This window comes from Streptococcus oralis (assembly GCF_003943395.1).
Taxonomy (GTDB): domain Bacteria; phylum Bacillota; class Bacilli; order Lactobacillales; family Streptococcaceae; genus Streptococcus; species Streptococcus oralis_BF.
Window position 1 is genome coordinate 44400 of the sequence record NZ_RJPJ01000011.1, and the last position, 26094, is coordinate 70493.

General features: G+C 42.9%; 20 protein-coding genes and 1 tRNA gene. 17 read left to right on the forward strand and 4 right to left on the reverse strand.

Annotated elements, in window-relative coordinates; translation table 11 throughout:
- Positions 1 to 413 precede the first annotated feature (413 nt).
- Complete coding sequence (gene malQ / locus D8802_RS08720) at positions 414 to 1931, forward strand: 4-alpha-glucanotransferase (RefSeq protein WP_125395554.1); 1518 nt, start codon at positions 414 to 416, stop codon at positions 1929 to 1931.
- A gap of 22 nt (positions 1932 to 1953) precedes the next feature.
- Positions 1954 to 4212: a glycogen/starch/alpha-glucan family phosphorylase gene (glgP, locus tag D8802_RS08725; protein ID WP_125395555.1), complete on the forward strand. Its 2259-nt coding sequence runs from the start codon at positions 1954 to 1956 to the stop codon at positions 4210 to 4212.
- A gap of 54 nt (positions 4213 to 4266) precedes the next feature.
- Here glgP and D8802_RS08730 read toward each other — a convergent pair whose 3' ends face one another.
- Positions 4267 to 5115, reverse strand: coding sequence for a putative RNA methyltransferase (locus D8802_RS08730; protein ID WP_125395556.1), 849 nt, complete (start codon positions 5113 to 5115; stop codon positions 4267 to 4269).
- A gap of 151 nt (positions 5116 to 5266) precedes the next feature.
- Here D8802_RS08730 and D8802_RS08735 point away from each other — a divergent pair, with 151 nt between their 5' ends.
- The gene (locus tag D8802_RS08735; RefSeq protein ID WP_000910906.1) at positions 5267 to 5545 is read left to right on the forward strand and encodes a DUF6110 family protein; all 279 of its coding nucleotides are present in this window, start codon (positions 5267 to 5269) and stop codon (positions 5543 to 5545) included.
- A 1-nt stretch (position 5546) separates the two neighbouring features.
- Positions 5547 to 7610 carry a heavy metal translocating P-type ATPase gene (locus D8802_RS08740; protein ID WP_125395557.1) on the forward strand — a complete coding sequence of 688 codons (2064 nt, stop codon included), beginning with the start codon at positions 5547 to 5549 and terminating at the stop codon, positions 7608 to 7610.
- Positions 7611 to 7685: 75 nt separating this feature from the next.
- Here D8802_RS08740 and tyrS read toward each other — a convergent pair whose 3' ends face one another.
- The gene (gene tyrS / locus D8802_RS08745) at positions 7686 to 8942 is read right to left on the reverse strand and encodes a tyrosine--tRNA ligase (RefSeq protein WP_125395558.1); all 1257 of its coding nucleotides are present in this window, start codon (positions 8940 to 8942) and stop codon (positions 7686 to 7688) included.
- 140 nt (positions 8943 to 9082) lie between these two features.
- Between tyrS and pbp1b the strand changes: the two genes are divergently transcribed.
- From pbp1b to D8802_RS08775, 6 genes are all read left to right on the forward strand, one after another.
- On the forward strand, positions 9083 to 11542 hold the full coding sequence (pbp1b, locus tag D8802_RS08750; protein WP_125395559.1) for a penicillin-binding protein PBP1B: 2460 nt from the start codon (positions 9083 to 9085) through the stop codon (positions 11540 to 11542).
- A gap of 80 nt (positions 11543 to 11622) precedes the next feature.
- A complete protein-coding gene (locus tag D8802_RS08755; protein ID WP_125395560.1) occupies positions 11623 to 12531 on the forward strand; it encodes a DMT family transporter in 909 nt (302 codons plus the stop codon).
- Positions 12532 to 12616: 85 nt separating this feature from the next.
- Positions 12617 to 13315, forward strand: coding sequence for a 2,3,4,5-tetrahydropyridine-2,6-dicarboxylate N-acetyltransferase (dapD, locus tag D8802_RS08760; RefSeq protein WP_125395561.1), 699 nt, complete (start codon positions 12617 to 12619; stop codon positions 13313 to 13315).
- Between the two features lie 61 nt (positions 13316 to 13376).
- Entirely contained in the window at positions 13377 to 14507 is a 1131-nt protein-coding gene (locus D8802_RS08765; RefSeq protein ID WP_125395562.1) for an N-acetyldiaminopimelate deacetylase, read from the forward strand.
- 11 nt (positions 14508 to 14518) lie between these two features.
- A complete protein-coding gene (locus D8802_RS08770; RefSeq protein WP_125395563.1) occupies positions 14519 to 15058 on the forward strand; it encodes a 5-formyltetrahydrofolate cyclo-ligase in 540 nt (179 codons plus the stop codon).
- Positions 15042 to 15716 carry a rhomboid family intramembrane serine protease gene (locus D8802_RS08775; protein WP_125395564.1) on the forward strand — a complete coding sequence of 225 codons (675 nt, stop codon included), beginning with the start codon at positions 15042 to 15044 and terminating at the stop codon, positions 15714 to 15716. Before D8802_RS08770 ends, D8802_RS08775 begins: the two co-directional genes overlap by 17 nt.
- Positions 15717 to 15781: 65 nt before the next feature.
- Here the strand turns inward: D8802_RS08775 and galU are convergent, their stop codons facing one another.
- Together galU and D8802_RS08785 are read right to left on the reverse strand one after the other, a co-directional pair.
- Positions 15782 to 16681: a UTP--glucose-1-phosphate uridylyltransferase GalU gene (galU, locus tag D8802_RS08780; protein ID WP_125395565.1), complete on the reverse strand. Its 900-nt coding sequence runs from the start codon at positions 16679 to 16681 to the stop codon at positions 15782 to 15784.
- 26 nt (positions 16682 to 16707) lie between these two features.
- Positions 16708 to 17724, reverse strand: a complete 1017-nt coding sequence (locus tag D8802_RS08785; RefSeq protein WP_125395566.1) for an NAD(P)H-dependent glycerol-3-phosphate dehydrogenase — start codon at positions 17722 to 17724, stop codon at positions 16708 to 16710.
- 205 nt (positions 17725 to 17929) lie between these two features.
- Between D8802_RS08785 and D8802_RS08790 the strand changes: the two genes are divergently transcribed.
- The 7 genes from D8802_RS08790 to D8802_RS08820 all read left to right on the forward strand — a co-directional run bounded on the left by D8802_RS08790 (position 17930) and on the right by D8802_RS08820 (position 25970).
- A complete protein-coding gene (locus tag D8802_RS08790; protein ID WP_125395567.1) occupies positions 17930 to 19636 on the forward strand; it encodes an ABC transporter ATP-binding protein in 1707 nt (568 codons plus the stop codon).
- Position 19637: 1 nt separating this feature from the next.
- Positions 19638 to 21404 (forward strand): ABC transporter ATP-binding protein, encoded by a 1767-nt coding sequence (locus D8802_RS08795; protein WP_125395568.1) that lies wholly within the window; start codon positions 19638 to 19640, stop codon positions 21402 to 21404.
- Between the two features lie 135 nt (positions 21405 to 21539).
- On the forward strand, positions 21540 to 22229 hold the full coding sequence (locus D8802_RS08800) for a gamma-glutamyl-gamma-aminobutyrate hydrolase family protein (RefSeq protein WP_125395569.1): 690 nt from the start codon (positions 21540 to 21542) through the stop codon (positions 22227 to 22229).
- 168 nt (positions 22230 to 22397) lie between these two features.
- Positions 22398 to 23747 (forward strand): glucose-6-phosphate isomerase, encoded by a 1350-nt coding sequence (locus D8802_RS08805; protein WP_000018244.1) that lies wholly within the window; start codon positions 22398 to 22400, stop codon positions 23745 to 23747.
- A gap of 127 nt (positions 23748 to 23874) precedes the next feature.
- Positions 23875 to 25335 carry a glutamate--tRNA ligase gene (gene gltX, locus D8802_RS08810; RefSeq protein WP_125395570.1) on the forward strand — a complete coding sequence of 487 codons (1461 nt, stop codon included), beginning with the start codon at positions 23875 to 23877 and terminating at the stop codon, positions 25333 to 25335.
- Positions 25336 to 25347: 12 nt separating this feature from the next.
- Positions 25348 to 25782, forward strand: a complete 435-nt coding sequence (locus D8802_RS08815; protein WP_125395571.1) for a cytidine deaminase family protein — start codon at positions 25348 to 25350, stop codon at positions 25780 to 25782.
- Between the two features lie 116 nt (positions 25783 to 25898).
- Positions 25899 to 25970 (forward strand) — tRNA-Glu (locus D8802_RS08820).
- The last annotated feature ends 124 nt before the right edge of the window (positions 25971 to 26094 follow it).

A 26094-nucleotide genomic window follows, 5' to 3' on the forward strand; every position in this document is an offset into this window, starting at 1 on the left:
AGCTTAGTATAGCACAAATAGAAAACGGTTGCAAGCGTTTTTAAAAAGTTTTTTAAAAAAATTTTAAGGTTTCAAACATTTGTCAATGCCCTTATTATATAGGAAAAAACTTTAAATCTTTCTTTCTCTTGAATTGAAAATATATTAGGAAAACGATTGCGTAAATTCGGCTCGGTTTTTCAGAAAATAGAGCAGATATTGGGAATGAATTATCTTAAATCAGAAAATCTTTAAAATTTTTTTCGCTTATTTCGTAAAATATCAGTGGGAATAAGTTTTAGTTAGATAAAAATAATTCAAAAAAATTTTTAAAAACGCTTGCATTTGTCTTTGAAATACGCTACACTTAACTTAACGCAAAGGTTTGCGCCTTGATTGCGCAACGTTTTATAACAAACACATGAGGTGCTATTATGAAAAAACGTCAAAGTGGTGTGTTGATGCACATCTCTTCTCTGCCAGGAGCTTACGGGATTGGATCATTTGGTCAGACTGCCTATGATTTCGTCGATTTCTTGGTTCGTACCAAGCAACGCTACTGGCAAATCCTCCCTCTTGGGACAACAAGCTATGGAGATTCTCCATACCAATCATTCTCAGCCTTTGCTGGGAATACGCATTTTATCGACCTTGATATCTTGGTAGAGCAAGGCTTGCTTGAAGCTAGTGACCTTGAAGGTGTTGACTTTGGTAGCGATGCATCTGAAGTCGACTATGCGAAGATTTATTACGCACGTCGTCCGCTTTTAGAAAAGGCAGTTAAACGTTTCTTGGAAGTGGGAGACGTCAAAGCTTTTGAGAAGTTTGCTCAAGACAACCAATCATGGCTCGAACTCTTCGCAGAATATATGGCTATCAAAGAGCATTTTGACAATCTTGCTTGGACAGAATGGCCAGATGCAGACGCTCGTGCTCGTAAAGCTTCAGCACTTGAAAGCTACCGTGAGAAATTGGCAGACAAGTTGGTTTACCACCGTGTGACTCAATACTTCTTCTTCCAACAATGGTTGAAATTGAAAGCCTACGCTAACGACAACCACATCGAAATTGTTGGAGATATGCCAATCTACGTAGCGGAAGATTCAAGCGATATGTGGGCAAATCCACATCTCTTCAAGACAGATGCCACTGGTAAAGCAACTTGCATCGCAGGATGCCCACCAGATGAGTTTTCTGCCACTGGTCAGCTTTGGGGGAACCCAATCTATGACTGGGAAGCAATGGACAAAGACGGTTACAAATGGTGGATTGAACGCTTGCGCGAAAGCTTCAAAATCTACGATATCGTTCGTATCGACCACTTCCGCGGTTTCGAATCTTACTGGGAAATTCCTGCTGGTTCCGATACAGCGGCACCTGGTAAATGGGTGAAAGGTCCAGGCTACAAACTCTTCGCAGCCGTTAAGGAAGAGCTTGGTGTGCTAAACATCATCGCAGAAGACCTTGGTTTCATGACAGATGAAGTCATCGAGTTGCGTGAACGCACTGGATTCCCAGGAATGAAGATTCTTCAATTTGCCTTCAATCCAGAAGACGAAAGCATCGATAGCCCACACTTGGCACCTGCCAACTCTGTTATGTACACAGGAACACATGATAACAATACGGTCCTTGGTTGGTACCGTAATGAGATCGATGATCCAACTCGTGAGTACATGGCGCGTTACACCAACCGTAAAGAGTATGAAACAGTGCCGCATGCAATGCTTCGTACAGTATTTTCATCAGTGAGCTTCATGGCTATTGCAACCATGCAAGACTTGCTAGAACTAGATGAGGCGGCTCGCATGAACTACCCATCTACTCTTGGTGGAAACTGGTCATGGCGTATGACAGCAGACCAATTGACACCAGCTGTTGAAGAAACTTTGCTTGACTTGACTACAATTTATCGCCGAATTAATGAAAATTTGGTAGAATTAAAGAAATAAGACAATATCAGGAGACACAAAAATGTTACCATTAAAAGAATTTGTACAAAAGCATTACAATAAAACCATTGCAGAATGTAGCAATGAAGAGCTTTACCTTGCTCTTCTCAACTACAGCAAGCTTGCTAGCAGTCAAAAACCAGTCAACACTGGTAAGAAAAAAGTTTACTACATCTCAGCTGAGTTCTTGATCGGTAAACTCTTGTCAAACAACTTGATTAACCTTGGTCTTTATGACGATGTGAAAAAAGAACTTGCAGCTGCAGGTAAAGACTTGATCGAAGTTGAAGAAGTCGAATTGGAACCATCACTTGGTAACGGTGGTTTGGGACGTTTGGCTGCCTGCTTTATCGACTCAATCGCTACACTTGGTTTGAATGGTGACGGTGTTGGATTGAACTATCACTTTGGTCTTTTCCAACAAGTTCTTAAAAACAACCAACAAGAAACGATTCCTAATGCTTGGTTGACAGAGCAAAACTGGTTGGTTCGCTCAAGCCGTAGCTACCAAGTGCCATTCGCACACTTCACATTGACATCTACTCTTTACGATATCGACGTACCTGGTTACAAGACAGCTACTAAAAACCGCTTGCGTTTGTTTGACTTGGATTCAGTTGATTCTTCTATCATCGAAGATGGTATCAACTTTGACAAGACGGATATCGCTCGCAACTTGACTCTTTTCCTTTACCCAGACGACAGCGACAAGCAAGGTGAATTGCTCCGTATCTTCCAACAATACTTCATGGTGTCAAACGGTGCACAATTGATCATCGACGAAGCAATCGAAAAAGGAAGCAACTTGCATGACCTTGCGGACTATGCAGTTGTACAAATCAACGATACTCACCCATCAATGGTGATCCCTGAATTGATCCGCCTCTTGACTGCGCGTGGTATCGAGCTTGATGAAGCAATCTCTATCGTTCGTAGCATGACTGCCTACACTAACCACACAATCCTTGCTGAAGCCCTTGAAAAATGGCCTCTTGAATTCTTGGAAGAAGTGGTTCCTCACTTGGTATCAATCATTAAAGAATTGGACCGTCGTGTAAAAGCAGAATACAAAGATCCGGCTGTTCAAATCATTGATGAGAGTGGACGTGTCCACATGGCTCACATGGATATCCACTATGGATACAGTGTTAACGGGGTTGCGGCTCTTCACACTGAGATTTTGAAAAACTCAGAGTTGAAAGCTTTCTACGACATCTACCCAGAAAAATTCAACAACAAAACGAACGGTATCACTTTCCGTCGTTGGCTCATGCATGCTAATCCAAGCTTGTCTCACTACTTGGATGAGATTATTGGCCGTGGTTGGCACCATGAAGCAGATGAGCTTGAAAAACTCTTGTCATACGAAGACAAGGCTGCTGTCAAAGAAAAATTGGAAAGTATCAAGGCTCACAACAAACGTAAATTGGCTCGTCACTTGAAAGAACACCAAGGTGTGGAAATCAATACAAACTCTATCTTTGATATCCAGATCAAACGTCTTCACGAGTACAAACGCCAACAAATGAACGCTTTGTATGTCATCCACAAATACCTTGATATTAAGGCTGGTAACATCCCTGCTCGTCCAATCACAGTCTTCTTTGGTGGTAAAGCAGCTCCTGCCTACACAATCGCCCAAGACATCATTCACTTGATCCTTTGCTTGTCAGAAGTGATTGCAAACGATCCAGCAGTAGCTCCACACTTGCAAGTCGTAATGGTTGAAAACTACAACGTTACTGCAGCAAGCTTCCTTATCCCAGCATGTGACATCTCAGAACAAATCTCACTTGCTTCTAAAGAAGCTTCAGGTACTGGTAACATGAAATTCATGTTGAACGGAGCTTTGACTCTTGGTACTATGGACGGAGCTAACGTGGAAATCGCTGAGTTGGTTGGCGACGAAAACATCTACATCTTCGGTGAAGATTCAGAAACTGTTATCGACCTTTACGCAAAAGCAGCTTACAAATCAAGCGAATTCTACGCTCGTGAAGCCATCAAACCATTGGTTGACTTCATCGTTAGCGATGCTGTTCTTGCAGTAGGTAAGAAAGAACGCTTGGAACGTCTTTACAACGAATTGATCAACAAAGACTGGTTCATGACTCTCCTTGACTTGGAAGACTATATCAAGGTGAAAGAGCAAATGCTTGCTGACTACGAAAACCGTGACGCATGGTTGGATAAAGTCATTGTCAACATTGCCAAAGCAGGATTCTTCTCATCTGACCGTACAATTGCTCAGTATAACGAAGATATCTGGCACTTGAACTAAGATTAAATAAAAAACGCATCTGTTTTAGATGCGTTTTTTCATATTTAAACTAATTTACAATACTTTCCCAACTAGGATCTCTGCTTCGATGTTAATCTCTGTCAGTTGGCTCCAGTCAATCTTGGTCTGGTCAACATGAAAGAGAAGGGGGGTCATGCTGAGCAGGGCTTGGCGTTGCTCTGCTGTGATAGATCTGGTCAGGGAGGCTGTTTGGCGAGATTGGATACTGAAGTGTTCCTGGAAATGTTTCTTGATATCTTGGTTGGAATAATCCTTCTTTGTCAGTTGGTCTTGTACCATTTGGCGGATTTCTTTGAGGTGATTTTCAGTTGGGATGACCTTTATCAAGATACCGTCTTTGGATAAAACGCGGCGAAATTCTCCATAGTTGGCAGGCGAGAAGATATCAAGCAAAATATCCATACTGGTATCTTTTATAGGAAGACGAGCCAAATCGCCAACAAACCAATTGACAGCCCAGTTGGGTTCGCTTTTAGCAGCGATTTGAACGGAATCTTTTGAAATATCAAAGGCGTAAAAGGTTTTGTCAGAGTGACTTTCTTGGAGTTTACGAGAGTAGAAACCTTCGCCACAACCGATATCCAAGACGGTTTTTGCGGATGGTTTAGTCGCTAGTATGTCCGAGATGCCTTTTAAGATATTCTGATAAAACCCAGCTTCTAGGATTTGCTGACGGTTTTGAAAATTTTCCTTGTCGTAGTTGGTGGATTGCTTGATTTGCGGTGCCAGATTGACATAGCCGAATTTTGCCAGATCAAAAGAATGGCGGTTGCTACACTTGAGGCTAGACTCTACCAAGGCCAGATTTTCTTGGCAGATAGGGCAGGAAAAGGCAGTCGCAGAAGCAAAACGCTGAAGTTTGGGTTTGTGGTTTGTATTCATAGTTTAAGTCTAGCAAAAGAGGCAAGCGAAAGCAAGTATAGGAGTATGTAGATATGAGATTCAATAGAAATAAATCCAATTCTTTAATCCATAGAATGGAATTGCTTTTATATCTAAATTGCTATATAATAATGATAAGGAGGAAACGACTATGTTAAAAGAAGTATTAACCATCGCAAAAGCTGCGAAAAAATCATCACTCTTTTTGGGTGGTGTAGCATTTGGCACTCTTGGTTTGAAAATCTTGGCAAGTAAAGAAGCTAAAAAAGGCTATTCTAAAGCTTTGGCTAAGGCTTACAAATTGAAAGACGAATTGGATGCATCTGTTTCTGTTGTGAAGCAACATGGAGATGATGTCTTGCAAGATGCCAAATATTTGTACGAGCAAGAGAAAAAAGAAGAGCAATTAGATAGCCTTATAGGAGAATAATATGTCTTTTAAAGTGCTACATAGAGGATACCAACATATCCGACTATCATCTTCTTTTTCACTCACCTTGGATATTCAAGACTATCTTCGTTCCTTGGCGAGAGATGAAAAGGGGATTGAGTCTATCCAGTTTTATATGGATCAGCAGCACTTTACTCTACGTATGAAAGAAGGCTTCTCTGTATTAGAAAATGCAGAGGCCTTTTTAAAAAGAATTGATAAGGGGAAAGTTTCTGAGTTGATGACCCTTCCCATTCGTAGAGAAGAGACTGCTTATTCTATCGTTTCAGGTGCAGCGATTAAGCGTTGGCTGTTTCGAAGTTTTGTACCCTACCCTATTCGTTATATTTGGACTTGTTATCAGGCTTTGGGTTATGTCAAAGAAGCCTATCAAACTTTAGCGCGCAAGGAACTAACCATGGAAGTCTTGGACTGTTCGGCCATTTTGTTGTCCTTGTTTATGAACCAATCCAAGACGGCTAGTAACATCATGTTTATGCTTGATTTAGGCAATCATTTAGATCAGTGGTCCTTGAAAAAAACTGCAACAGATTTAGAACAAAGCCTTCTTGCAAAAGAGAGCGATGTATTTCTAGTACAGGGGGATACGGTCGTTAGTATCAAGAGTTCCGATGTTCAAATAGGAGATGTCTTGGTCCTATCTCAAGGAAATGAAATTCTGTTTGATGGACAAGTAGTTTCAGGTTTAGGTATGGTCAATGAAAGTTCCTTGACGGGAGAGAGTTTTCCAGTTGAAAAAAGAGAGTTTGATTCGGTTTGTGCAAATACAGTCTTGGAGACTGGAGAGCTACGTATTCGTGTAACCGATAATCAGATGAACAGCCGTATTTTACAACTGATTGAGTTGATGAAGAAATCTGAAGAAAACAAGAAAACGAAACAACGCTATTTCATCAAGATGGCGGACAAGGTCGTCAAATATAATTTCTTGGGGGCTGGGCTGACTTACCTATTAACAGGTTCTTTTTCTAAGGCTATTTCATTCCTACTGGTCGATTTCTCCTGCGCTTTGAAAATCTCTACTCCTGTAGCTTATTTAACAGCTATCAAGGAGGGGTTGAATCGTGAAATGGTGATTAAGGATGGGGATGTTCTAGAGAAATATCTGGAAGTTGACACTTTCTTGTTTGATAAGACAGGAACAATCACAACTAGCTATCCTATAGTTGAAAAGGTGTTACCTTTTGGGGACTATAGCGAGGAAGATATTCTCAGAATCAGTGCCTGTCTTGAGGAACACATTTATCATCCTATTGCTAATGCCATTGTCAAGCAAGCCGAGATAGAGGGAATTGAACATGAGGAAATGCATGGGAAACTCCAATATATCGCAAGCAAGGGGATCAAATCTCATATAGATGGGCAACCAGTTCTTATTGGGAATTATGTTTTGATGCAGGATGAGCAAATTCATATCAGTTCAGAACAAAATGCTTTAATTGAAGAGTACAAGAGTCACTACAATCTCTTATTCTTGGCTTATCAGAATGAATTGATTGGAATGTTCTGCATTCATACTCCTTTGAGAAAAGAAGCAAAAGCAGCCTTGGAGAAACTTAAGGCGCAAGGGAAAAAATTGATTCTGGCAACAGGGGACACCTTGGTTAGAACAGAGGAATTAGTCAAAGATTTGCCCTTTGATCAGGTCTATACAGACTTGAAACCTGATGGAAAATTTGAGTTAGTAGAGGAACTGCAGAAAGCATGTCACACTATTTTGATGGTTGGGGATGGGTTGAATGACTCAGCGGCTCTAACCCTATCAGATATCGGTGTGGTGATGAATGAGAGTGCAGATATTTCTAAGCAAATGAGTGATATCTTATTGTTAGATAATCGCTTGGATTTCTTCCAAGAGTTGGATTTGCTATCATCATCTTTGCAAACACTTATCAAGAAGAATATTCAAGATACCGTTGTCGTAAATAGTAGTTTGATTGGCTTTGGCTTGTTTAATTGGCTCAGTCCTTCAAATCTCTCTATCTTACATAATCTAACAACCTTGCGCATTGTCTTGCGTAGTCTGTCTATTAAAAATAGATAGATGTGGTTATCAACAACAAAAAGGAGTTACCTTTCTCGAGGTTAACTCCTTTTTTATAGGTAAATGTTGAACAGTTTAGTAAGTCAATACAAAGTATTTTTTCTTACCGCGGCGGATAACAGTTAGTTCATTTTCTAACTTATCTGCGTCACTCAAGACATAGTCCAGGTCTTGGATGCGGTCGCCGTTGATATAGATAGCTCCGTTTTGCACATCTTCGCGAGCTTGGCGTTTTGAGTTGACCACACCAGCTGACACGAGGAGTTCCACGATATTGTGGTTTTCGTCTGCCTGTACTTGGTAGTTTGGCACACCACGAAGTCCTTGTTTGAGTTCTTTGACAGAAAGGTTTTTGATGTTTCCTGCAAAGAGTTGCTCAGTTATGTTAAGAGCTTCTTTGTAAGCTTCTTCTCCGTGAACAAGAGTCACGACTTCACGAGCCAGGACTTTTTGAGCCAAGCGTTCGTGTGGAGCCGCTTCAAACTGTTTGCGGATGTCTTCAATCTCGTCTAGTGTCAAGAAAGTAAAGATCTTCAAGAAACGAACAGCGTCGGCATCCATGACATTCATCCAGAATTGGTACATTTCGTATGGAGAAGTCTTTTCAGGGTTGAGCCAGACTGCATTTCCTTCTGATTTACCAAATTTCTTACCAGTTGCGTCTGTGATGAGTGGCACTGTGATAACGTGACCAGTCTTGTCAGCCTTCCGACGAAGCAATTCGGTACCAGCTGTCATATTTCCCCACTGGTCAGAACCACCGATTTGTAGCGTCACGTTGTGCTCTTGGTTAAGGACAAAGAAGTCATAACCTTGCATGATTTGGTAGGCAAACTCAGTGTAAGAAATTCCTGTTTCAATCCGTTTTTTCACAGACTCCTTACTCATCATGTAGTTGACAGTGAAGTATTTTCCGATATCACGGAGGAAGTCAATGAAGCTGATGCTGCCAAACCAGTCGTAGTTGTTGACCATGACAGCTTTATTTTCCCCATTTTCAAAATCAAGAAAACGAGAAAGTTGTCCTTGGATAGACTTGACCCAGCCCTCTACTGTGTCTTTTGTTTGGAGACTACGTTCAGCATCTTTGAAGGACGGATCTCCGATGAGACCTGTAGCACCGCCAACGAGCGCATAAGGCTTGTGACCTGCTAGTTGCAAACGACGACTTGTCAAGATTGCGACAAGGTGGCCTAGGTGAAGGCTGTCAGCAGTTGGATCGTAGCCAGTATAATAAGAAACTTGACCTTCTTCTAGGGCTTTACGCAAAGCTTCTTCATCAGTCGTTTGAAAGATCAAACCACGCTCTTTTAGCTCATCAAAAATGTGCATGTGTCTTTTCTCCTTTATAAAATATTGTTTCTACCTATTGTATCACAAACTTGGTCAATAGCCTAGTAGAATAGGGAAGAAAGTGGCTAATTTATTGAAAGTTTCCCTTTTATGATATAATAAAGAAAGCGAGGACATTCATGAAAAAAAGAAACAATGAATCAAAAACAAAGCTGCTGAATTTTTTTCAGCAACTATCTGCCATATGGAAGAAAAAACAAGCAAGTAAAAAGAATAACAAAAATAGTTCTTCTGATAAGGTCAAAAGAGTAGGATCTATTTTTGCTAAGGTTTTGAGTGGCTTTAAGATAGTCTTCAATTCCCTCTTTATCCTAGGTTTTATCGGTGGCCTTTTTGGAGCTGGTGTGGCTATGGGATATGGGGTTGCTCTATTTGACAAGGCCAAGGTTCCTCAAACAGAGGAGCTGGTCAAGCAAGTGAAGGATATTTCCTCTATCTCAGAAATCACTTATTCTGATGGCAGTACCATTGCCTCGATCGAGGGCGATTTATTGCGCACTTCAGTCGCTTCAGATGCTATCTCAGACAACCTTAAGAAAGCCATTGTTGCGACAGAGGACGAGCATTTCAATGAACACAGGGGAGTTGTGCCTAAGGCCGTCATTCGTGCGACCTTGGGAACCTTTGTCGGTCTAGGCTCGTCTAGTGGTGGTTCGACCTTGACCCAGCAGGTCATCAAGCAGCAAGTGGTGGGGGATGCTCCGACTCTGGCTCGTAAGGCTAAAGAGATTATTGATGCTCTAGCTTTAGAACGGGCTATGGGTAAGGATGAGATTTTAACAACCTACCTTAACATTGCTCCTTTTGGACGCAATCATAAAGGTCAAAATATTGCAGGTGCCCAGCAGGCTGCAGAAGGAATCTTTGGGGTCAATGCTTCGGATTTAACGGTCCCTCAAGCTGCCTTTATCGCAGGGTTGCCACAGAGTCCAATCAGTTATTCTCCTTATGAATCTGATGGTAGTATGAAGAGTGATGAGGATATGGCTTTGGGGATTAAGCGTGCCAAGGATGTCCTCTACAATATGTATCGAACAGGGGCTCTAAGTCAGGAAGACTACGATAAGTACAAAGATTATGACTTTAAGAAAGACTTCCTACCATCAGGTAGTGTTAGCGGGACTTTGCGTGACTATCTCTACTATGCAACCTTGGCAGAAGCTACTGACCGCATGTACGACTACCTCGTCCAACGAGATAATGTTTCTGCGCAAGAATTAAAGAATGAGTCCATTCAGAAATCCTATCGCGATCTAGCCGCTAAGGAAATTGAGAATGGTGGGTATAAGATTACGACAACTATCAATAAAAACGTTCATACCGCAATGCAAAATGCGGTTGCGACCTACGGATATCTGCTAGACGATTCGACAGGACAGCCTGAGGTGGGAAATGTCCTTATGGACAACCAAACGGGAGCTATTCTTGGCTTTGTTGGTGGTCGTAATTACCAAGAAAATCAGAACAATCACGCTATTGACACCAAACGTTCTCCAGCTTCAACCACAAAACCTATATTGGCCTATGGTATCGCTATTGACCAAGGTTTGATGGGAAGTGCAAGTATCTTGTCTAACTATCCGACAAACTTTTCAAACGGGAATCCCATCATGCATGTCAATAGTCCTGGTACGGGCATGATGACATTGGGAGAAGCCCTTAACTACTCATGGAATATCCCAGCATACTGGACTTATCGTACACTTCGAGAGAAAGGTGTTGATGTCAAGGGCTATATGGAAAAAATGGGTTATGAAATCCCTGAATATGGGATTGAAAGTCTGCCGATGGGTGGAGGTATTGAAGTTACAGTTGCCCAGCATACCAACGGCTATCAGACTCTGGCCAACAATGGAGTTTATCATAAGAAACATATGATCGCGAAGATCGAGTCAACGGATGGTCGAGTGGTATACGAGCACAAGGATGAGCCTGTCCAAGTCTATTCAAAAGCGACAGCGACCATCATGCAGAGTTTGCTTCGCGAGGTGATCTCATCTCGAATTACTTCGAGTTTCCAGACGGACTTGACGACTATCAATCCATCCCTAGCTCGTGCTGACTGGATTGGAAAAACTGGTACGACCAATGAAGATGAAAATATGTGGCTCATGCTTTCTACACCTCGCTTGACTTTGGGTGGCTGGTTAGGTCACGATGATAACCGACCACTAGCCAAAGGAGCAGGCCACTACCGCAATGCCAACTATATGGCCCACTTGGTCAATGCTATCCAACAAGCTGAACCTGGAATATGGGGGAATGAGCGCTTTAACCTGGATCCGAGTGTGACCAAGTCACAAGTTCTCCGATCTACAGGACAAAAACCAGGCAAGGTTTCTATCAATGGGAAAGAAATAGAAGTTTCTGGATCAACAGTAACGAGCTACTGGGCGACTAAAGAAGGTGCCCCAGTGACCACCTATCGCTTTGCTATTGGAGGAAGCGATGCAGATTATCAAAATGCTTGGAAGAACATCCTAGGAAGTTTACCTAGTCTCCCGACTCCAACTCTCCCAAGTTCAAGTAGCAGTTCGGGAACAAGCTCATCAACTCGCTCAAATCAATCAAATCGATAGAATAAAAAAGTAGCATGATTCATTCAATAATATTTTTCATGCTACTTTTTTCTTTTTTCATTTCGTGTTACAATAAAGATATGAACAAGTATCAAAAGAAGATTTTTAAGGGAACTCTATATTCACTGTTGTCAGGTCTGATTTGGGGAATTTGTGGTATTTTAGGAGAATATTTTTTTGCCCATTATCAGGTGTCGTCTGGCTGGATCACTTCCATGCGCTTGCTAGTGGCAGGGAGTTTGGTTTTAGTTTTATCAGCCTTTCAGTTACGCACCCAGTTATTGGATATCTGGCGGGACAAGAAAAATTATCTGCCTTTTTTAGCCTATGCTATTCTAGGTATTTTTTCTGTGCAGTTTTTCTTTTATCTCTGTGTTGAGTATTCCAATGCGACGACAGCAACGATTTTGCAATTTATCAGTCCAGTTTTTATCTTGTTTTATAATCGTATCGTCTATAAAAAGAAGGCTTCTATCACAGCCATTCTCTATGTTTTGATTGCCATGCTAGGTGTTTTTTTGATGGCCACAAAAGGAGATTTGTCCCAGTTGTCCATGACTCCCTTAGCTTTGGTCACTGGACTCCTCAGTGCTGTAGGGGTTATGTTCAACGTTATCCTGCCTCAGCGTTTTGCACGTGACTATGGTTTTGTGCCGACTGTTGGTTGGGGGATGTTGCTAGCAGGTATTTTTAGCAATTTTCTTTATCCTATTCATCAGATTACCTTCCAACTTGATGTGACGAGCCTTTTGATTTGTTTTACTATTGCTGTGTTTGGAACGGCTTTTGCTTTTTTCCTTTCGATGAAGGCTGTGCTACTCGTCTCACCTTTAGTTGTATCAGTTGTGAGTGCCAGCGAACCTTTATCTTCCGCATTGTTAAGTGTACTATTTCTAGGTATGGTTTTGGATGGTTTTCTAGCTTTGGCTATGATTTTGATTATCGTCCCAATGGTTTTCTTATCAATAGAGGAAACGAAGGAAAGGTAAAATGTTCTGTTCGAGTGCTTAAGGCTTCAAATTTGAGGCCTTTTTTGGTAGAATAGGTATCATTATAAGGAACCAGGAGGCGCCTATGACTGCTACAAAAATGAACGCTCAAGAAATTATCCAATTTATCGCCAATGCTGAAAAGAAAACTAGTGTCAAAGTAACCTTTGAAGGGCAACTCGCAACTGCTGTGCCTAGCTCTGTTGTCAAACTAGGAAATGTCCTATTCGGGGACTGGAAGGACGTGGCTCCGCTTCTTGAAGGTTTAGTAGAAAATCAAGACTATGTTGTCGAGCAAGATGCTCGTAATTCTGCAGTTCCTTTACTAGATAAACGTGCTATCAATGCACGTATCGAGCCAGGTGCTATTATCCGTGACCAGGTTGAAATTGGTGACAATGCTGTCATCATGATGGGAGCTATTATCAATATCGGTGCTGAAATCGGTGCAGGAACCATGATTGACATGGGTGCTATCCTTGGTGGCCGTGCTATCGTTGGAAAAAACAGTCACGTTGGTGCAGGTGCAGTTTTGGCGGGTGTGATTGAACCAGCTAGCGCTGAACCAGTCCGTGTCGGAGACAATGTTCTTATCGGTGCCAATGCAGTGGTTATCGAAGGGGTCCAAATCGGTAGTGGTTCAGTTGTCGCTGCAGGAGCTATCGTGACGCAAGATGTCCCAGAAAATGTAGTGGTAGCAGGAATTCCAGCTCGTATTATCAAAGAAATCGACAGCCAAACCCAACAAAAAACAGCGCTAGAAGATGCGCTTCGTACCTTGTAAAAGTAAAAAAGAGGCGGAACCCTTTTTCCAGCCTCTTTCTGTTATATCGGAGGATAGATAGATGTTAGATTTGATTCAGACTAGACGAGATTTGCACCAGATTCCAGAGATTGGTTTGGAAGAATTCAAGACTCAGGATTATTTGTTGGATGTGATTGAAAAATTGACCACGGGCAAGGACTTTGTTAAAGTTCGTACTTGGCGGACAGGTATTTTGGTCTACCTGCAGGGGAGTCAGCCGGAGCGGACCATTGGTTGGCGAACGGATATTGATGGTCTGCCTATCGTCGAACAAACAGGCCTGCCTTTTGCTTCCCAGCACCAAGGTCGCATGCATGCCTGTGGCCATGATTTTCATATGACCATTGCCTTAGGCTGTCTCGAGCGGGTCCTTGAGGAACAACCCAAGAATAATCTGCTCTTTCTATTTCAGCCTGCTGAAGAAAATGAAGCCGGTGGTATGCTCATGTATGAGGACGGTGCTTTTGGGGACTGGTTGCCAGACCAATTTTATGGCCTTCATGTTCGTCCAGATCTGAAGGTCGGCCAGATTGCGACCAATACCCATACGCTCTTTGCAGGGACCTGTGAGGTGAAGATTCGTTTCAAGGGAAAAGGAGGACACGCAGCTTTTCCGCATGAAGCCAATGATGCCTTGGTGGCCGCTAGTTACTTTGTGACCCAAGTGCAGTCAGTTGTTAGCCGCAATGTCAACCCAATCGAGGGAGCAGTGGTGACCTTTGGCCTTTTCCAAGCTGGAACAACCAACAATGTCATTACAGACACAGCCTTTTTGCATGGAACCATTCGCGCCTTGACTCAGGACATGAGCCTCTTGGTACAAAAAAGAGTCAAGACAGTCGCAGAAGGTGTTGCAGCAGCCTTTGATATGGAAGTCGAAGTGGAACTCAAACAAGGAGGCTACCTGCCTGTTGAGAACAATCCAGCCTTGGCGCGTGAACTGATGGACTTTTTTGAAGAGAAAGACGGAATCGAGTTGATTGATATCGAGCCGGCTATGACTGGTGAGGACTTTGGTTATCTCCTTTCGAAGGTAGATGGCGTTATGTTCTGGCTAGGTATCGATAGTCCTTATGCCCTTCATCACCCTCAGATGAGTCCTAAGGAAGAAGCCTTAGCCATTGGGGTAGATGCGGTCTCTAGTTTCCTGAAAAAGAAGGCAGCAGAGTAGAGGAATTGTCTATGAAAGCAGAACTACGCAAGAAAATTTTGCAAGAAATGAAGGCTTTATCTCAGGAGCAAAAACAGGCTATGGATCAAGTTTTAACTGAGCGTTTCTTACAACACCCCTTTTACCAAGAAGCCAAGACCATCGCAACCTATCTCTCTTTCCCGCATGAGTTTCAAACGCAGGAACTGATCAAGCAGGTGCTGAAGGACGGCAAAAAGGTTCTGATACCCAAAACCTATCCCAAGGGGCGCATGGAGTTTGTGGTATATGATCCGCAGCAGTTGGTAAAAACTTCCTTTGGTTTACTGGAGCCGCAAGGAGACTTGGAAGTGGTGGAACCGTCTCAGATTGATTTGATTCATGTTCCAGGGCTGGCTTTTACAACAGAGGGCTATCGGATTGGATATGGCGGAGGCTACTACGACCGCTATCTGGAGAATTTTGGTGGGCATAGCCTAAGTACAATCTATCCTTGTCAAATTCAGGATTTCAACTCGGAAGACCATGATATTCCCGTCCAGGAGGTGCTAATCTATGAAGGAAATCTTTGATAAACGTTACCCTGTGACTAGTTTCTTTCTCCTAGTAACAGCATTGGTATTTTTCTTGATGCTGATTACTACGGGTATCAACTTTGATCAAGCAAAAACTCTTTTTCAGTTTGGAGCCATGTATGGACCGATCATTCGCCTGTTCCCTGAGCAGATTTGGCGTCTTTTTTCAGCTATCTTTGTACATATCGGTTGGGAGCATTTCATTGTCAATATGATTTCACTCTACTTTCTTGGGCGACAGGTGGAGGAGATTTTCGGTTCTAAGCAATTTTTCTTTCTCTATCTCTTATCTGGAATGATGGGGAATCTCTTTGTTTTTGCTTTCACACCGAAAGTTGTCGCTGCAGGGGCATCCACTTCCCTATACGGGCTATTTGCTGCGATTATCGTCTTGCGTTACGCAACTCGTAACCCTTATATTCAGCAGTTGGGGCAATCCTATCTGACACTTTTCGTGATAAATATCATTGGAAGTGTTCTGATTCCAGGAATTAGCCTAGCAGGCCATATCGGTGGCGCAGTAGGCGGTGCCTTTCTAGCAGTTATTTTTCCAGTTAGAGGAGAAAGACGGATGTATAGCGCTAGTCAGAGAATCGGAGCCACCGTACTTTTTGTCGCACTAGCTGTTTTCCTTTTCTATAAGGGAATGAGATAAGTGCAAATAAAAGAAGAACTAGGATAGTCAACCATCCTAGTTCTTCTTTGTATATAAGGTATTTTTTATTCCCCCTCAGATAACTCTTTTCCGAGTTGGATGAGGTAGTCTTTTAAATCGTCTTTGACTTGCGGGTGTTTGAGGGCGTAGTTGATGGATGTTTTCATAAAGCCAAACTTGTCTCCGACATCGTAACGAGCTCCCTTGAACTCACGAGCAAATACACGTTGTGTTTTATTGAGGGTGTCAATCGCATCCGTCAACTGGATTTCATTTCCAGCACCTGGAGCTTGGTTTTCCAGAATTTGGAAAATCTCAGGTGTGAGGAGGTAGCGTCCGATGATAGCGAGATCGCTAGGAGCGTCCTCTGGGGCTGGTTTTTCAACGAAGGTTTCAACGCTGTAAAGACCATTTTTCCCTTCGCCTTGCGGAGCAATAACCCCATAGGCAGATACTTCATCGTGAGGGACAGGCATGACAGCGATAGTAGACGCGTGGGTACGTTCATAGTCATCCATGAGTTGTTTGGTGAGCGGAACAGCCTTTTCATTAGTGATATCCATCAAGTCATCCCCAAGCATCACGACAAAAGGTTCATTTCCGACGAAAGCCTTGGCTTGCAAAACAGCATCTCCGAGACCGCGTGGATGAGTTTGGCGGATAAAATGCAGACGCATGCCAGTTGTTTCATCAACTAGCTTCAAAAGATCTGTTTTCCCTTTTTCTTTGAGGTTGTATTCCAATTCGAAGTTTGAGTCAAAGTGGTCCTCGATGGAACGTTTTGACTTACCTGTAACAACCAAGATATCTTCGATTCCAGATTTGAGGGCTTCTTCAACGATAAACTGGATAGTTGGCTTGTCGACTATTGGCAACATTTCCTTGGCCAAGGCCTTAGTTGCAGGGAGGAAACGAGTTCCCAATCCAGCGGCAGGGATGACTGCTTTTCTGACTTTTTGTTTCATAATGTTCCTTTCTATAAGATAAGGGTCTAAGACCATTCGTTTTCTGCTTTAAATTCGTTGTTCATGATGTCAGTGATTGCTTCTTTGATGTTGACACCTTCGTAGATGACTCGGTAAATAGCCTGTGTGATTGGCATGTAGACACCCAATTCCTGAGCTAATTCGTAAGCTGCTCGAGTCGTTGAAATGCCTTCGATGACCATGCCCATGTTTGCTTCGATGTCTGCGAGAGATTCTCCACGGCCGAGAGCATCACCGGCTCTCCAGTTACGAGAGTGGACAGATGTCCCAGTTACGATCAAATCCCCAACTCCAGAAAGACCGCTATAAGTTAGAGGATTTGCTCCAAGAGCGACCCCTAGACGGGTGATTTCTGCCAAGCCGCGGGCAATGATAGCCGCCTTGGCATTGTCGCCAAACCCTAAGCCATGTAATGCACCTGCACCAACTGCGATGATGTTTTTAAGAGCACCAGCGGTTTCAACTCCGATAACATCCGTATTAGTATAGAGGCGGAAGTAGTGATTGCTAAAGAGATTTTGAACGTACTGAGCAGTTTCAAGGTCTTTAGAGGCTGCAGTGATCAAAGTAATATCCCGCACAATAGTTTCCTCAGCGTGGCTGGGCCCTGAAACAACGACGACTTCACTACGAAGGTCAGCTGGGATTTCCTCTTCAAGAATAGTTGATAGGCGTTTGTGACTATCTGGTTCCAAGCCTTTGGAGGCATGCATGATGACAACTTTGTGATCAAGTACCTTTGCTACTTGATGGGCAACCAGTCTCGTTACTTTTGTTGGGACGACAAATAAAACAGCATCCACATCCCTTAGTGTTTCCTCCAAGCCATGATAAGCTTTGATATTTTCGTCGAGTAGGATATCTTTGAAGTAGCGTTTATTTGTATGCTGGTTATTGATTTCATCGATTTGGTCAGGAATATTTCCCCAAATCCGAACCTCGTGTCCATTGTCGTTTAGGACCTGCGAAAGGGCAGTTCCCCAAGAACCAGGACCCAAGACAGCGATGGTTTGTTTCTTCATCTTCTCCTCCTTTTAAGAGTTCTCCTTTCATTTTATCATAAAAAGCCTTTTCATGCATTACTTGCGAGTGAAAGCGCACTAATTTATAATAAGAAAACGTCTTTGACAAGATTCCTCTTTTTTGCTAGAATAGCATCAACATGGAAGAATGAGAGGAGCTGGCGAATTTTGTCACTCCCTTTTGTCTATCTGATTAGGAGGAAGTATGCTGATTGAAAAAATTAAAGCCTATAAATGGCAAGCCTTGGCATCCTTTGTGATGACAGGCTTGATGGTTGCAAGCTCGCTCTTGCAACCTCGCTATTTGCAGGAGGTTTTAGATGCTCTACTGGCTGGCCGACATGAGGCTATTTATAGTATTGGGGCATGGTTGATAGGAGTAGCCCTCGTGGGTCTGGTTGCAGGTGGTGTCAATGTTATTCTTGCAGCCTATATCGCTCAGGGAGTATCTTCGGATCTTCGGGAAGATGCTTTTCGTAAGATCCAAACCTTTTCTTATGCCAACATTGAGCGGTTTAATGCTGGGAATCTGGTTGTCCGCATGACCAATGATATCAACCAAATTCAGAACATGGTGATGATGGTTTTCCAAATCCTTTTCCGTCTTCCTTTGCTTTTTATCGGTTCCTTTATCTTAGCGGTTCACACCCTGCCTTCACTTTGGTGGGTAATTGTCCTTATGGTAGTGCTGATTTTTGCGCTTACAGGTATCATGATGGGGATGATGGGGCCGCGCTTCGCCAAGTTTCAAACCCTTCTTGAACGAATTAATGCCATCGCCAAGGAAAATCTACGTGGTGTGCGTGTGGTCAAATCCTTTGTGCAGGAAAAAGAGCAATTTGACAAGTTTACTGAGGTCTCAGATGAGCTTCTGGGACAAAATATTTATATTGGCTATGCCTTTTCAGTAGTGGAACCTTTTATGATGCTCATTGGGTACGGAGCGGTTTTCCTCTCCATCTGGTTGGTTGCGGGAATGGCTCAGTCGGATCCGTCAGTCGTTGGTTCTATTGCTTCCTTTGTTAACTATCTCAGTCAGATTATCTTTACAATCGTCATGGTTGGATTTTTAGGGAATTCTGTTAGTCGGGCTATGATTTCGATGATGCGTATCCGTGAGGTTCTAGATACCGAGCCAGCGATGACTTTTAAGGATCTTCCAGATGAGGATCTAGAAGGAAGTCTCTCTTTTGAAAATGTGACCTTCACTTATCCTACCGATGAAGAGCCCATGCTTAAGAATGTAAGCTTTGAAGTTGCACCAGGTCAGATGGTCGGTGTGGTGGGGGCGACTGGGGCAGGTAAGTCCACCCTTGCCCAGCTAATTCCACGACTTTTTGATCCACAGAAGGGTTCCATCAAGATTGGTGGCAAGGACATTCGAGATGTCAGCGAGGGAACCTTGCGTAAAACGGTCTCCATCGTCCTGCAAAGAGCCATTCTCTTTAGTGGAACCATTGCAGATAATCTCCGTCAAGGAAAAGGCAATGCCAGCGTATCCGAGCTTGAACGTGCGGCGCGGATTGCCCAAGCCAGTGAATTTATCGGACGCATGGAAAACAAATTTGAGAGTCAGGTTGAAGAACGGGGCACCAACTTTTCTGGTGGACAAAAACAACGGATGTCGATTGCCCGTGGGATTGTCAGCAATCCCCGTATCCTGATTTTTGACGATTCGACTTCGGCCTTGGATGCTAAGTCAGAGAGACTCGTTCAGGAGGCTTTGAACAAAGACCTGAAAGGGACAACAACGATTATCATCGCTCAAAAGATCAGTTCAGTCGTCCATGCGGACAAGATTTTGGTCTTGGACCAAGGGCGCTTGATTGGAGAAGGACGGCATGCAGACTTGGTAGCTAACAATGCCGTCTACCGTGAAATCTACGAAACACAAAAGGGAAAGGAGGAATAAAATGAAAACTGTTCGATTTTTCTGGAATTATTTTAAAGTTTACAAGTTCTCCTTTGTCATTGTGATTCTGATGGTTGCGATTGCGACGATTGCCCAAGCCCTCTTTCCTGTTTTTTCAGGTCAAGCAGTGACGGAGCTCGCTAATCTGGTTCTAGCTTATCAAAATGGGACTTCCGAACTAGCCTGGCAGAGTTTGTCAGCTCTGATGCTGAATCTAGCACTGGTTGTGCTGGTTTTGGTAGTGTCCAGTTTGATTTACATGGCCTTGATGACCCGTGTGATTGCTGAGTCAACAAATGAAATGCGTAAGGGTCTTTTTGGCAAACTTTCACGTTTGACGGTTTCTTTCTTTGACCGCCACCAGGATGGTGACATCCTCTCTCGCTTCACTAGTGACTTAGACAATATCCTTCAAGCCTTCAATGAAAGTCTAGTTCAGGTTATGAGCAATATTGCTCTTTACATCGGTTTAATTTTTGTCATGTTTTCAAGAAATGTGACACTAGCCCTGATAACAGTAGCCAGCACCCCAGTGGCCTTTCTCATGTTGGTCTTCATTGTGAAAATGGCCCGCAAGTACACCAATCTCCAGCAAAAAGAGGTTGGGAAACTCAACGCCTACATGGACGAGAGTATTTCTGGACAGAAAGCTGTTATCGTACAAGGAATTCAAAACGACATCGTAGCAGGCTTTGTGGAGCGAAATGAGCGCGTGCGCAAGGCAACCTTTAAAGGAAGAATGTTCTCAGGCATTCTCTTTCCAGTTATGAATGGGATGAGTTTGGTCAATACGGCCATCGTTATTTTTGCAGGTTCTGCGGTCTTGCTGAACGATCCAAGTATCGAAACAACGACAGCCCTAGGTTTGATTGTCATGTTTACCCAATTTTCTCAGCAGTACTACCAGCCGATTATCCAGGTGGCTGCTAGCTGGGGGAGCCTCCAGTTGGCCTTTACGGGAGCCGATCGTATCCAAGAAATGTTCGATGCAGAAGAAGAAATCCGTCCGAAAAATGCACCAGCCTTTACGGAATTACGAGAAGGTGTTGAAATTAGTCACATTGATTTCTCTTATGTGCCAGACAAGCCGATTTTGAAAGATGTCAGCATTTCAGCTCCTAAGGGGCAGATGGTAGCAGTTGTCGGTCCGACTGGTTCGGGGAAAACGACCATCATGAACCTTATCAATCGCTTCTACGATGTGGATGCAGGTAGCATTTGCTTTGATGGCAAAGACATCCGTGGCTACGACTTGGATAGTCTGCGGAGCAAGGTCGGGATTGTCTTGCAGGATTCGGTCTTATTTAGTGGAACAATCCGGGACAATATCCGCTTTGGTGTGCCAGATGCCAGTCAGGAAATGGTCGAAGCAGCTGCCAAGGCAACTCATATCCATGACTATATCGAAAGCTTACCTGATAAGTATGATACCCTTATTGATGATGAGCAAAACATCTTCTCAACTGGTCAGAAACAATTGATTTCCATCGCTCGAACCTTGATGACAGATCCCCAAGTCTTAATTTTAGATGAAGCGACTTCCAATGTCGATACTGTAACAGAAAGCAAGATTCAACATGCCATGGAGGCAGTTGTAGCAGGACGAACCAGTTTTGTCATTGCCCATCGTCTCAAGACCATCCTCAATGCCGATCAGATTATTGTCCTCAAAGATGGAGAAGTCATTGAACGTGGGAATCATCACGAGTTACTCAAACTCGGCGGTTTCTACTCAGAACTGTATCACAATCAATTTGTCTTCGAATAAAAAAGTTGTCCTCGTGGGCAGCTTTTTCTTGTTCATAAAAAATACTTATCACGGTCTTTAAAAAAACATATTAGACAGGAAAGAGTTGGAGTGATAAGATAAGACTGTCGCAAGAAAATCGAAAGGAGACACATCATGGCTAGAACGATTGTAGGAGTTGCTGCAAATCTATGTCCTGTAGATGCAGAAGGGAAAAACATTCACTCATCTGTATCCTGTAAATTTGCAGAGAGCATTCGTCAAGTCGGAGGTCTCCCTTTAGTGATTCCTGTAGGGGATGAGTCCATTGTTCGCGATTATGTGGAAATGATTGACAAACTCATCTTGACAGGTGGACAAAATGTTCATCCTCAGTTTTATGGAGAGAAAAAGACCATTGAGAGCGATGATTACAACCTTGTACGCGATGAGTTTGAACTAGCTCTCTTGAGAGAAGCACTCCATCAGAATAAGCCCATTTTGGCAATCTGCCGTGGGGTTCAGCTGGTCAATGTTGCTTTTGGCGGCACTCTTCACCAAGAAATTGAAGGTCACTGGCAAGGTTTGCCTTTTGGGACATTTCATTCTATTGAGACAGTGGAAGGAAGCGTGGTGGCCAAGTTGTTTGGCAAAGAAAGTCAGGTCAACTCAGTCCATCGTCAAAGTATCAAAGATCTGGCACCTAATTTCCGTGTGACAGCGGTGGACCCTCGAGATCAGACAGTGGAAGCGATTGAGTCTATCGACGAGCATCGTATCATTGGCTTGCAGTGGCACCCAGAGTTTCTGGTCAATGAAGAAGACGGCAATTTAGAACTATTTGAGTATTTATTAAATGAATTGTAACGGTTAGAGTCTCTAGCCGTTTTTATTCGTTCTTTCAGATTTTTTATATTTTAGCAAATTTACGCAAACGTTTGAATTCTGATAAAAATTGGGCAAATTCAATAAAAAAGCTTGAAAAAATCGAAGGTAAGCGTTATGATAGAAAAGAAGAAATTTTGGAGGATTATCATGTCACATATTAAATTTGATTATTCAAAAGTTTTAGACAAATTTGTTGCCCCACATGAAGTGGAATACATGCAAGCACAAGTAACAGCTGCAGACGAATTGATTCGTAAAGGAACTGGTGCTGGTAGCGACTTTTTGGGTTGGTTGGACCTTCCTGAAAACTACGACCGCGAAGAATTCGACCGCATCTTGAAAGCTGCTGAGCAAATCAAATCAGATAGCGATGTCCTGGTTGTAATCGGTATCGGTGGATCTTACCTTGGTGCTAAAGCAGCAATCGACTTCTTGAACCACCACTTTGCTAACTTGCAAACAAAAGAAGAACGCAAGGCCCCACAAATCCTTTACGCTGGAAACTCAATTTCATCTACTTACCTTGCTGACTTGGTAGAGTATGTAGCTGATAAAGACTTCTCAGTAAACGTGATTTCTAAATCAGGTACAACAACAGAACCAGCGATTGCTTTCCGTGTCTTCAAAGAACTCTTGGTTAAGAAATACGGCCAAGAAGAAGCAAACAAACGTATCTATGCCACAACTGACCGCCAAAAAGGTGCTGTGAAAGTTGAAGCAGATGCCAATGGTTGGGAAACATTTGTAGTTCCAGATGACATCGGTGGACGCTTCTCAGTATTGACAGCAGTTGGTTTGCTTCCAATCGCTGCATCAGGAGCTGATATCAAAGCTCTCATGGAAGGTGCTAACGCAGCTCGTAAAGACTACACTTCAGACAAGATTGCTGAAAATGAAGCCTACCAATACGCAGCAGTTCGTAACATCCTCTACCGTAAAGGCTATGCAACTGAAATCTTGGTAAACTACGAGCCATCACTTCAATACTTCTCAGAATGGTGGAAACAATTGGCTGGTGAATCAGAAGGGAAAGACCAAAAGGGTATTTACCCAACTTCAGCTAACTTCTCAACAGACTTGCACTCATTGGGTCAATTTATCCAAGAAGGAACTCGTATCATGTTTGAAACAGTTGTTCGTGTTGACAAACCGCGCAAGAACGTGATCATTCCTACTTTGGAAGAAGACCTTGATGGACTTGGTTACCTTCAAGGAAAAGACGTTGACTTTGTAAATAAAAAAGCGACTGACGGTGTTCTTCTTGCCCACACTGACGGTGACGTACCAAATATGTACGTAACTCTTCCAGAGCAAGATGCTTTTACTCTTGGATACACTATCTACTTCTTCGAATTGGCAATTGCCCTTTCAGGTTACTTGAACGCCATCAACCCATTTGACCAACCAGGTGTTGAAGCCTACAAACGTAACATGTTTGCCCTTCTTGGAAAACCAGGATTTGAAGAATTGAGCAAAGAGCTTAACGCACGTCTATAATAGAAGAAAAGAGTGGCCTGACCACTCTTTTTACTCTCTTTACTCATAGACATTGGACTCAGGCGAGACTTGTGATATAATATAGAAAGCAAAAAGGCAAACGCCTAGAGACTTTATAGGAGAAACTATGTCAAAAGATATCCGCGTACGCTACGCACCAAGTCCAACAGGACTACTACACATCGGAAATGCCCGTACAGCATTGTTTAACTACCTTTACGCACGCCATCATGGTGGAACTTTTATTATTCGTATCGAAGATACTGACCGTAAACGCCATGTTGAGGATGGAGAGCGCTCACAGCTTGAAAATCTTCGCTGGTTGGGCATGGATTGGGATGAGAGCCCAGAAACTCATGAAAACTATCGCCAGTCTGAGCGTTTGGACTTGTATCAGAAATACATCGACCAACTCTTAGCTGAAGGAAAAGCTTACAAATCATACGTTACAGAAGAAGAGTTGGCAGCCGAGCGTGAACGTCAAGAAGCAGCTGGCGAAACACCACGTTACATCAATGAATATCTTGGCATGAACGAAGAAGAAAAAGCAACTTACATCGCAGAACGTGAAGCAGCAGGCATCATTCCAACTGTTCGTTTGGCTGTCAATGAGTCAGGTATCTACAAATGGCATGACATGGTCAAAGGCGATATCGAATTTGAAGGTGGCAATATCGGTGGTGACTGGGTTATTCAAAAGAAAGATGGTTACCCAACTTACAACTTTGCCGTTGTTATCGATGACCACGATATGCAAATCTCTCATGTTATCCGTGGAGATGACCATATTGCTAATACACCAAAACAGCTTATGGTTTATGAAGCACTTGGTTGGGAAGCTCCAGAGTTCGGTCACATGACCTTGATTATCAACTCTGAAACGGGTAAAAAATTGTCTAAACGTGACACCAATACCCTTCAGTTTATTGAAGACTACCGTAAGAAAGGCTATCTTCCAGAAGCTGTCTTTAACTTTATCGCCCTTCTTGGTTGGAATCCAGGTGGCGAAGATGAAATTTTCTCTCGTGAAGAATTGATTAAACTCTTTGACGAAAACCGTCTCAGCAAGTCACCAGCTGCCTTTGATCAGAAGAAACTAGACTGGATGAGCAACGACTACATCAAGAGAGCCGATCTAGCTACTATCTTTGAAATGGCAAAACCATACTTAGAAGAAGCAGGGCGTTTGACTGACAAGTCAGAGAAAATGGTAGAACTCTACAAGCCACAAATGAAGTCAGTGGATGAAATCGTTCCACTGACAGATCTTTTCTTCTCAGATTTCCCAGAGTTGACAGACGCTGAGCGCGAGGTCATGGCAGGAGAAACCGTTCCGGTTGTTCTAGAAGCCTTCAAAGCCAAGCTCGAAGCAATGACAGATGAAGAATTTGTGACAGAGAATATCTTCCCACAAATCAAAGCAGTTCAAAAAGAAACAGGTATCAAGGGTAAAAATCTCTTCATGCCGATTCGTATTGCTGTATCAGGGGAAATGCATGGTCCAGAACTTCCAGAAACGATTTACCTATTAGGTCGTGAGAAATCTATCCAGCATATCGATAACATGCTCAAAGAAATTTCTAAATAAGGAGGACTTCCGATGGATACATGGGAAAAGATGTATGAAGAAGCACGAATACTATACAATCCCCATGAAGTTTCTGACTTTGTTTATGCTAACCATGTTGTTGCTGCGGTAGAAGCGGAAGATGGACAAATATTTACAGGTTTCTGTATGGAGGGAACCTGTGGTGTTTTCCATCTTTGTGCAGAGCGGGCGGCACTCTTCAATATGTATCAATTTTCAGGACAAACTAAAGTTAAGAAAATCCTCGCCTTTCGAGATAAACCTCCCTACGGCGAAGGATCAGGTATGCCCTGTGGCGCATGCAGAGAATTTCTCTTAGAATTGAATGCTGAAAATAAAGAAACAGAGTTCATGATGGACTACGAAACAAGAAAAACAATCAAAGTTGCCGAATTGATCCCGTACTGGTGGGGAGAGGAACGCGCGACTAATTGGCAAACAAAATAGAGAGGGTCAGTTAAACTGGCTCTTTTCTATTATCATAGAAAAATTTGTATAGGTGATTAAAAAATCCCTTGACAAAGTTTGAAAAGTAGGTATAATAGAAAGAGTTGAAAAGCTCAGGTCCGTTGGTCAAGGGGTTAAGACACCGCCTTTTCACGGCGGTAACACGGGTTCGAATCCCGTACGGACTATGTGTGTATCGCAGGGACGAAAAAAGTAAAAAAAGTTTCAAAAAAGTGTTGACATAGGTCAACGGCTGTGATATACTAATATAGTTGTCGCTTGAGAGAGAAAGAGTGACAAAGACCTTTGAAA

What these genes read in the sequence shown, in the direction of transcription:
- malQ (WP_125395554.1), top strand. Translation starts at nt 414, where the DNA reads ATGAAAAAACGTCAAAGTGGTGTGTTGATGCACATCTCTTCTCTGCCA.
- glgP (WP_125395555.1), top strand. Translation starts at nt 1,954, where the DNA reads ATGTTACCATTAAAAGAATTTGTACAAAAGCATTACAATAAAACCATT.
- D8802_RS08730 (WP_125395556.1), bottom strand. Translation starts at nt 5,115, where the DNA reads ATGAATACAAACCACAAACCCAAACTTCAGCGTTTTGCTTCTGCGACT.
- D8802_RS08735 (WP_000910906.1), top strand. Translation starts at nt 5,267, where the DNA reads ATGTTAAAAGAAGTATTAACCATCGCAAAAGCTGCGAAAAAATCATCA.
- D8802_RS08740 (WP_125395557.1), top strand. Translation starts at nt 5,547, where the DNA reads ATGTCTTTTAAAGTGCTACATAGAGGATACCAACATATCCGACTATCA.
- tyrS (WP_125395558.1), bottom strand. Translation starts at nt 8,942, where the DNA reads ATGCACATTTTTGATGAGCTAAAAGAGCGTGGTTTGATCTTTCAAACG.
- pbp1b (WP_125395559.1), top strand. Translation starts at nt 9,083, where the DNA reads ATGAAAAAAAGAAACAATGAATCAAAAACAAAGCTGCTGAATTTTTTT.
- D8802_RS08755 (WP_125395560.1), top strand. Translation starts at nt 11,623, where the DNA reads ATGAACAAGTATCAAAAGAAGATTTTTAAGGGAACTCTATATTCACTG.
- dapD (WP_125395561.1), top strand. Translation starts at nt 12,617, where the DNA reads ATGACTGCTACAAAAATGAACGCTCAAGAAATTATCCAATTTATCGCC.
- D8802_RS08765 (WP_125395562.1), top strand. Translation starts at nt 13,377, where the DNA reads ATGTTAGATTTGATTCAGACTAGACGAGATTTGCACCAGATTCCAGAG.
- D8802_RS08770 (WP_125395563.1), top strand. Translation starts at nt 14,519, where the DNA reads ATGAAAGCAGAACTACGCAAGAAAATTTTGCAAGAAATGAAGGCTTTA.
- D8802_RS08775 (WP_125395564.1), top strand. Translation starts at nt 15,042, where the DNA reads ATGAAGGAAATCTTTGATAAACGTTACCCTGTGACTAGTTTCTTTCTC.
- galU (WP_125395565.1), bottom strand. Translation starts at nt 16,681, where the DNA reads ATGAAACAAAAAGTCAGAAAAGCAGTCATCCCTGCCGCTGGATTGGGA.
- D8802_RS08785 (WP_125395566.1), bottom strand. Translation starts at nt 17,724, where the DNA reads ATGAAGAAACAAACCATCGCTGTCTTGGGTCCTGGTTCTTGGGGAACT.
- D8802_RS08790 (WP_125395567.1), top strand. Translation starts at nt 17,930, where the DNA reads ATGCTGATTGAAAAAATTAAAGCCTATAAATGGCAAGCCTTGGCATCC.
- D8802_RS08795 (WP_125395568.1), top strand. Translation starts at nt 19,638, where the DNA reads ATGAAAACTGTTCGATTTTTCTGGAATTATTTTAAAGTTTACAAGTTC.
- D8802_RS08800 (WP_125395569.1), top strand. Translation starts at nt 21,540, where the DNA reads ATGGCTAGAACGATTGTAGGAGTTGCTGCAAATCTATGTCCTGTAGAT.
- D8802_RS08805 (WP_000018244.1), top strand. Translation starts at nt 22,398, where the DNA reads ATGTCACATATTAAATTTGATTATTCAAAAGTTTTAGACAAATTTGTT.
- gltX (WP_125395570.1), top strand. Translation starts at nt 23,875, where the DNA reads ATGTCAAAAGATATCCGCGTACGCTACGCACCAAGTCCAACAGGACTA.
- D8802_RS08815 (WP_125395571.1), top strand. Translation starts at nt 25,348, where the DNA reads ATGGATACATGGGAAAAGATGTATGAAGAAGCACGAATACTATACAAT.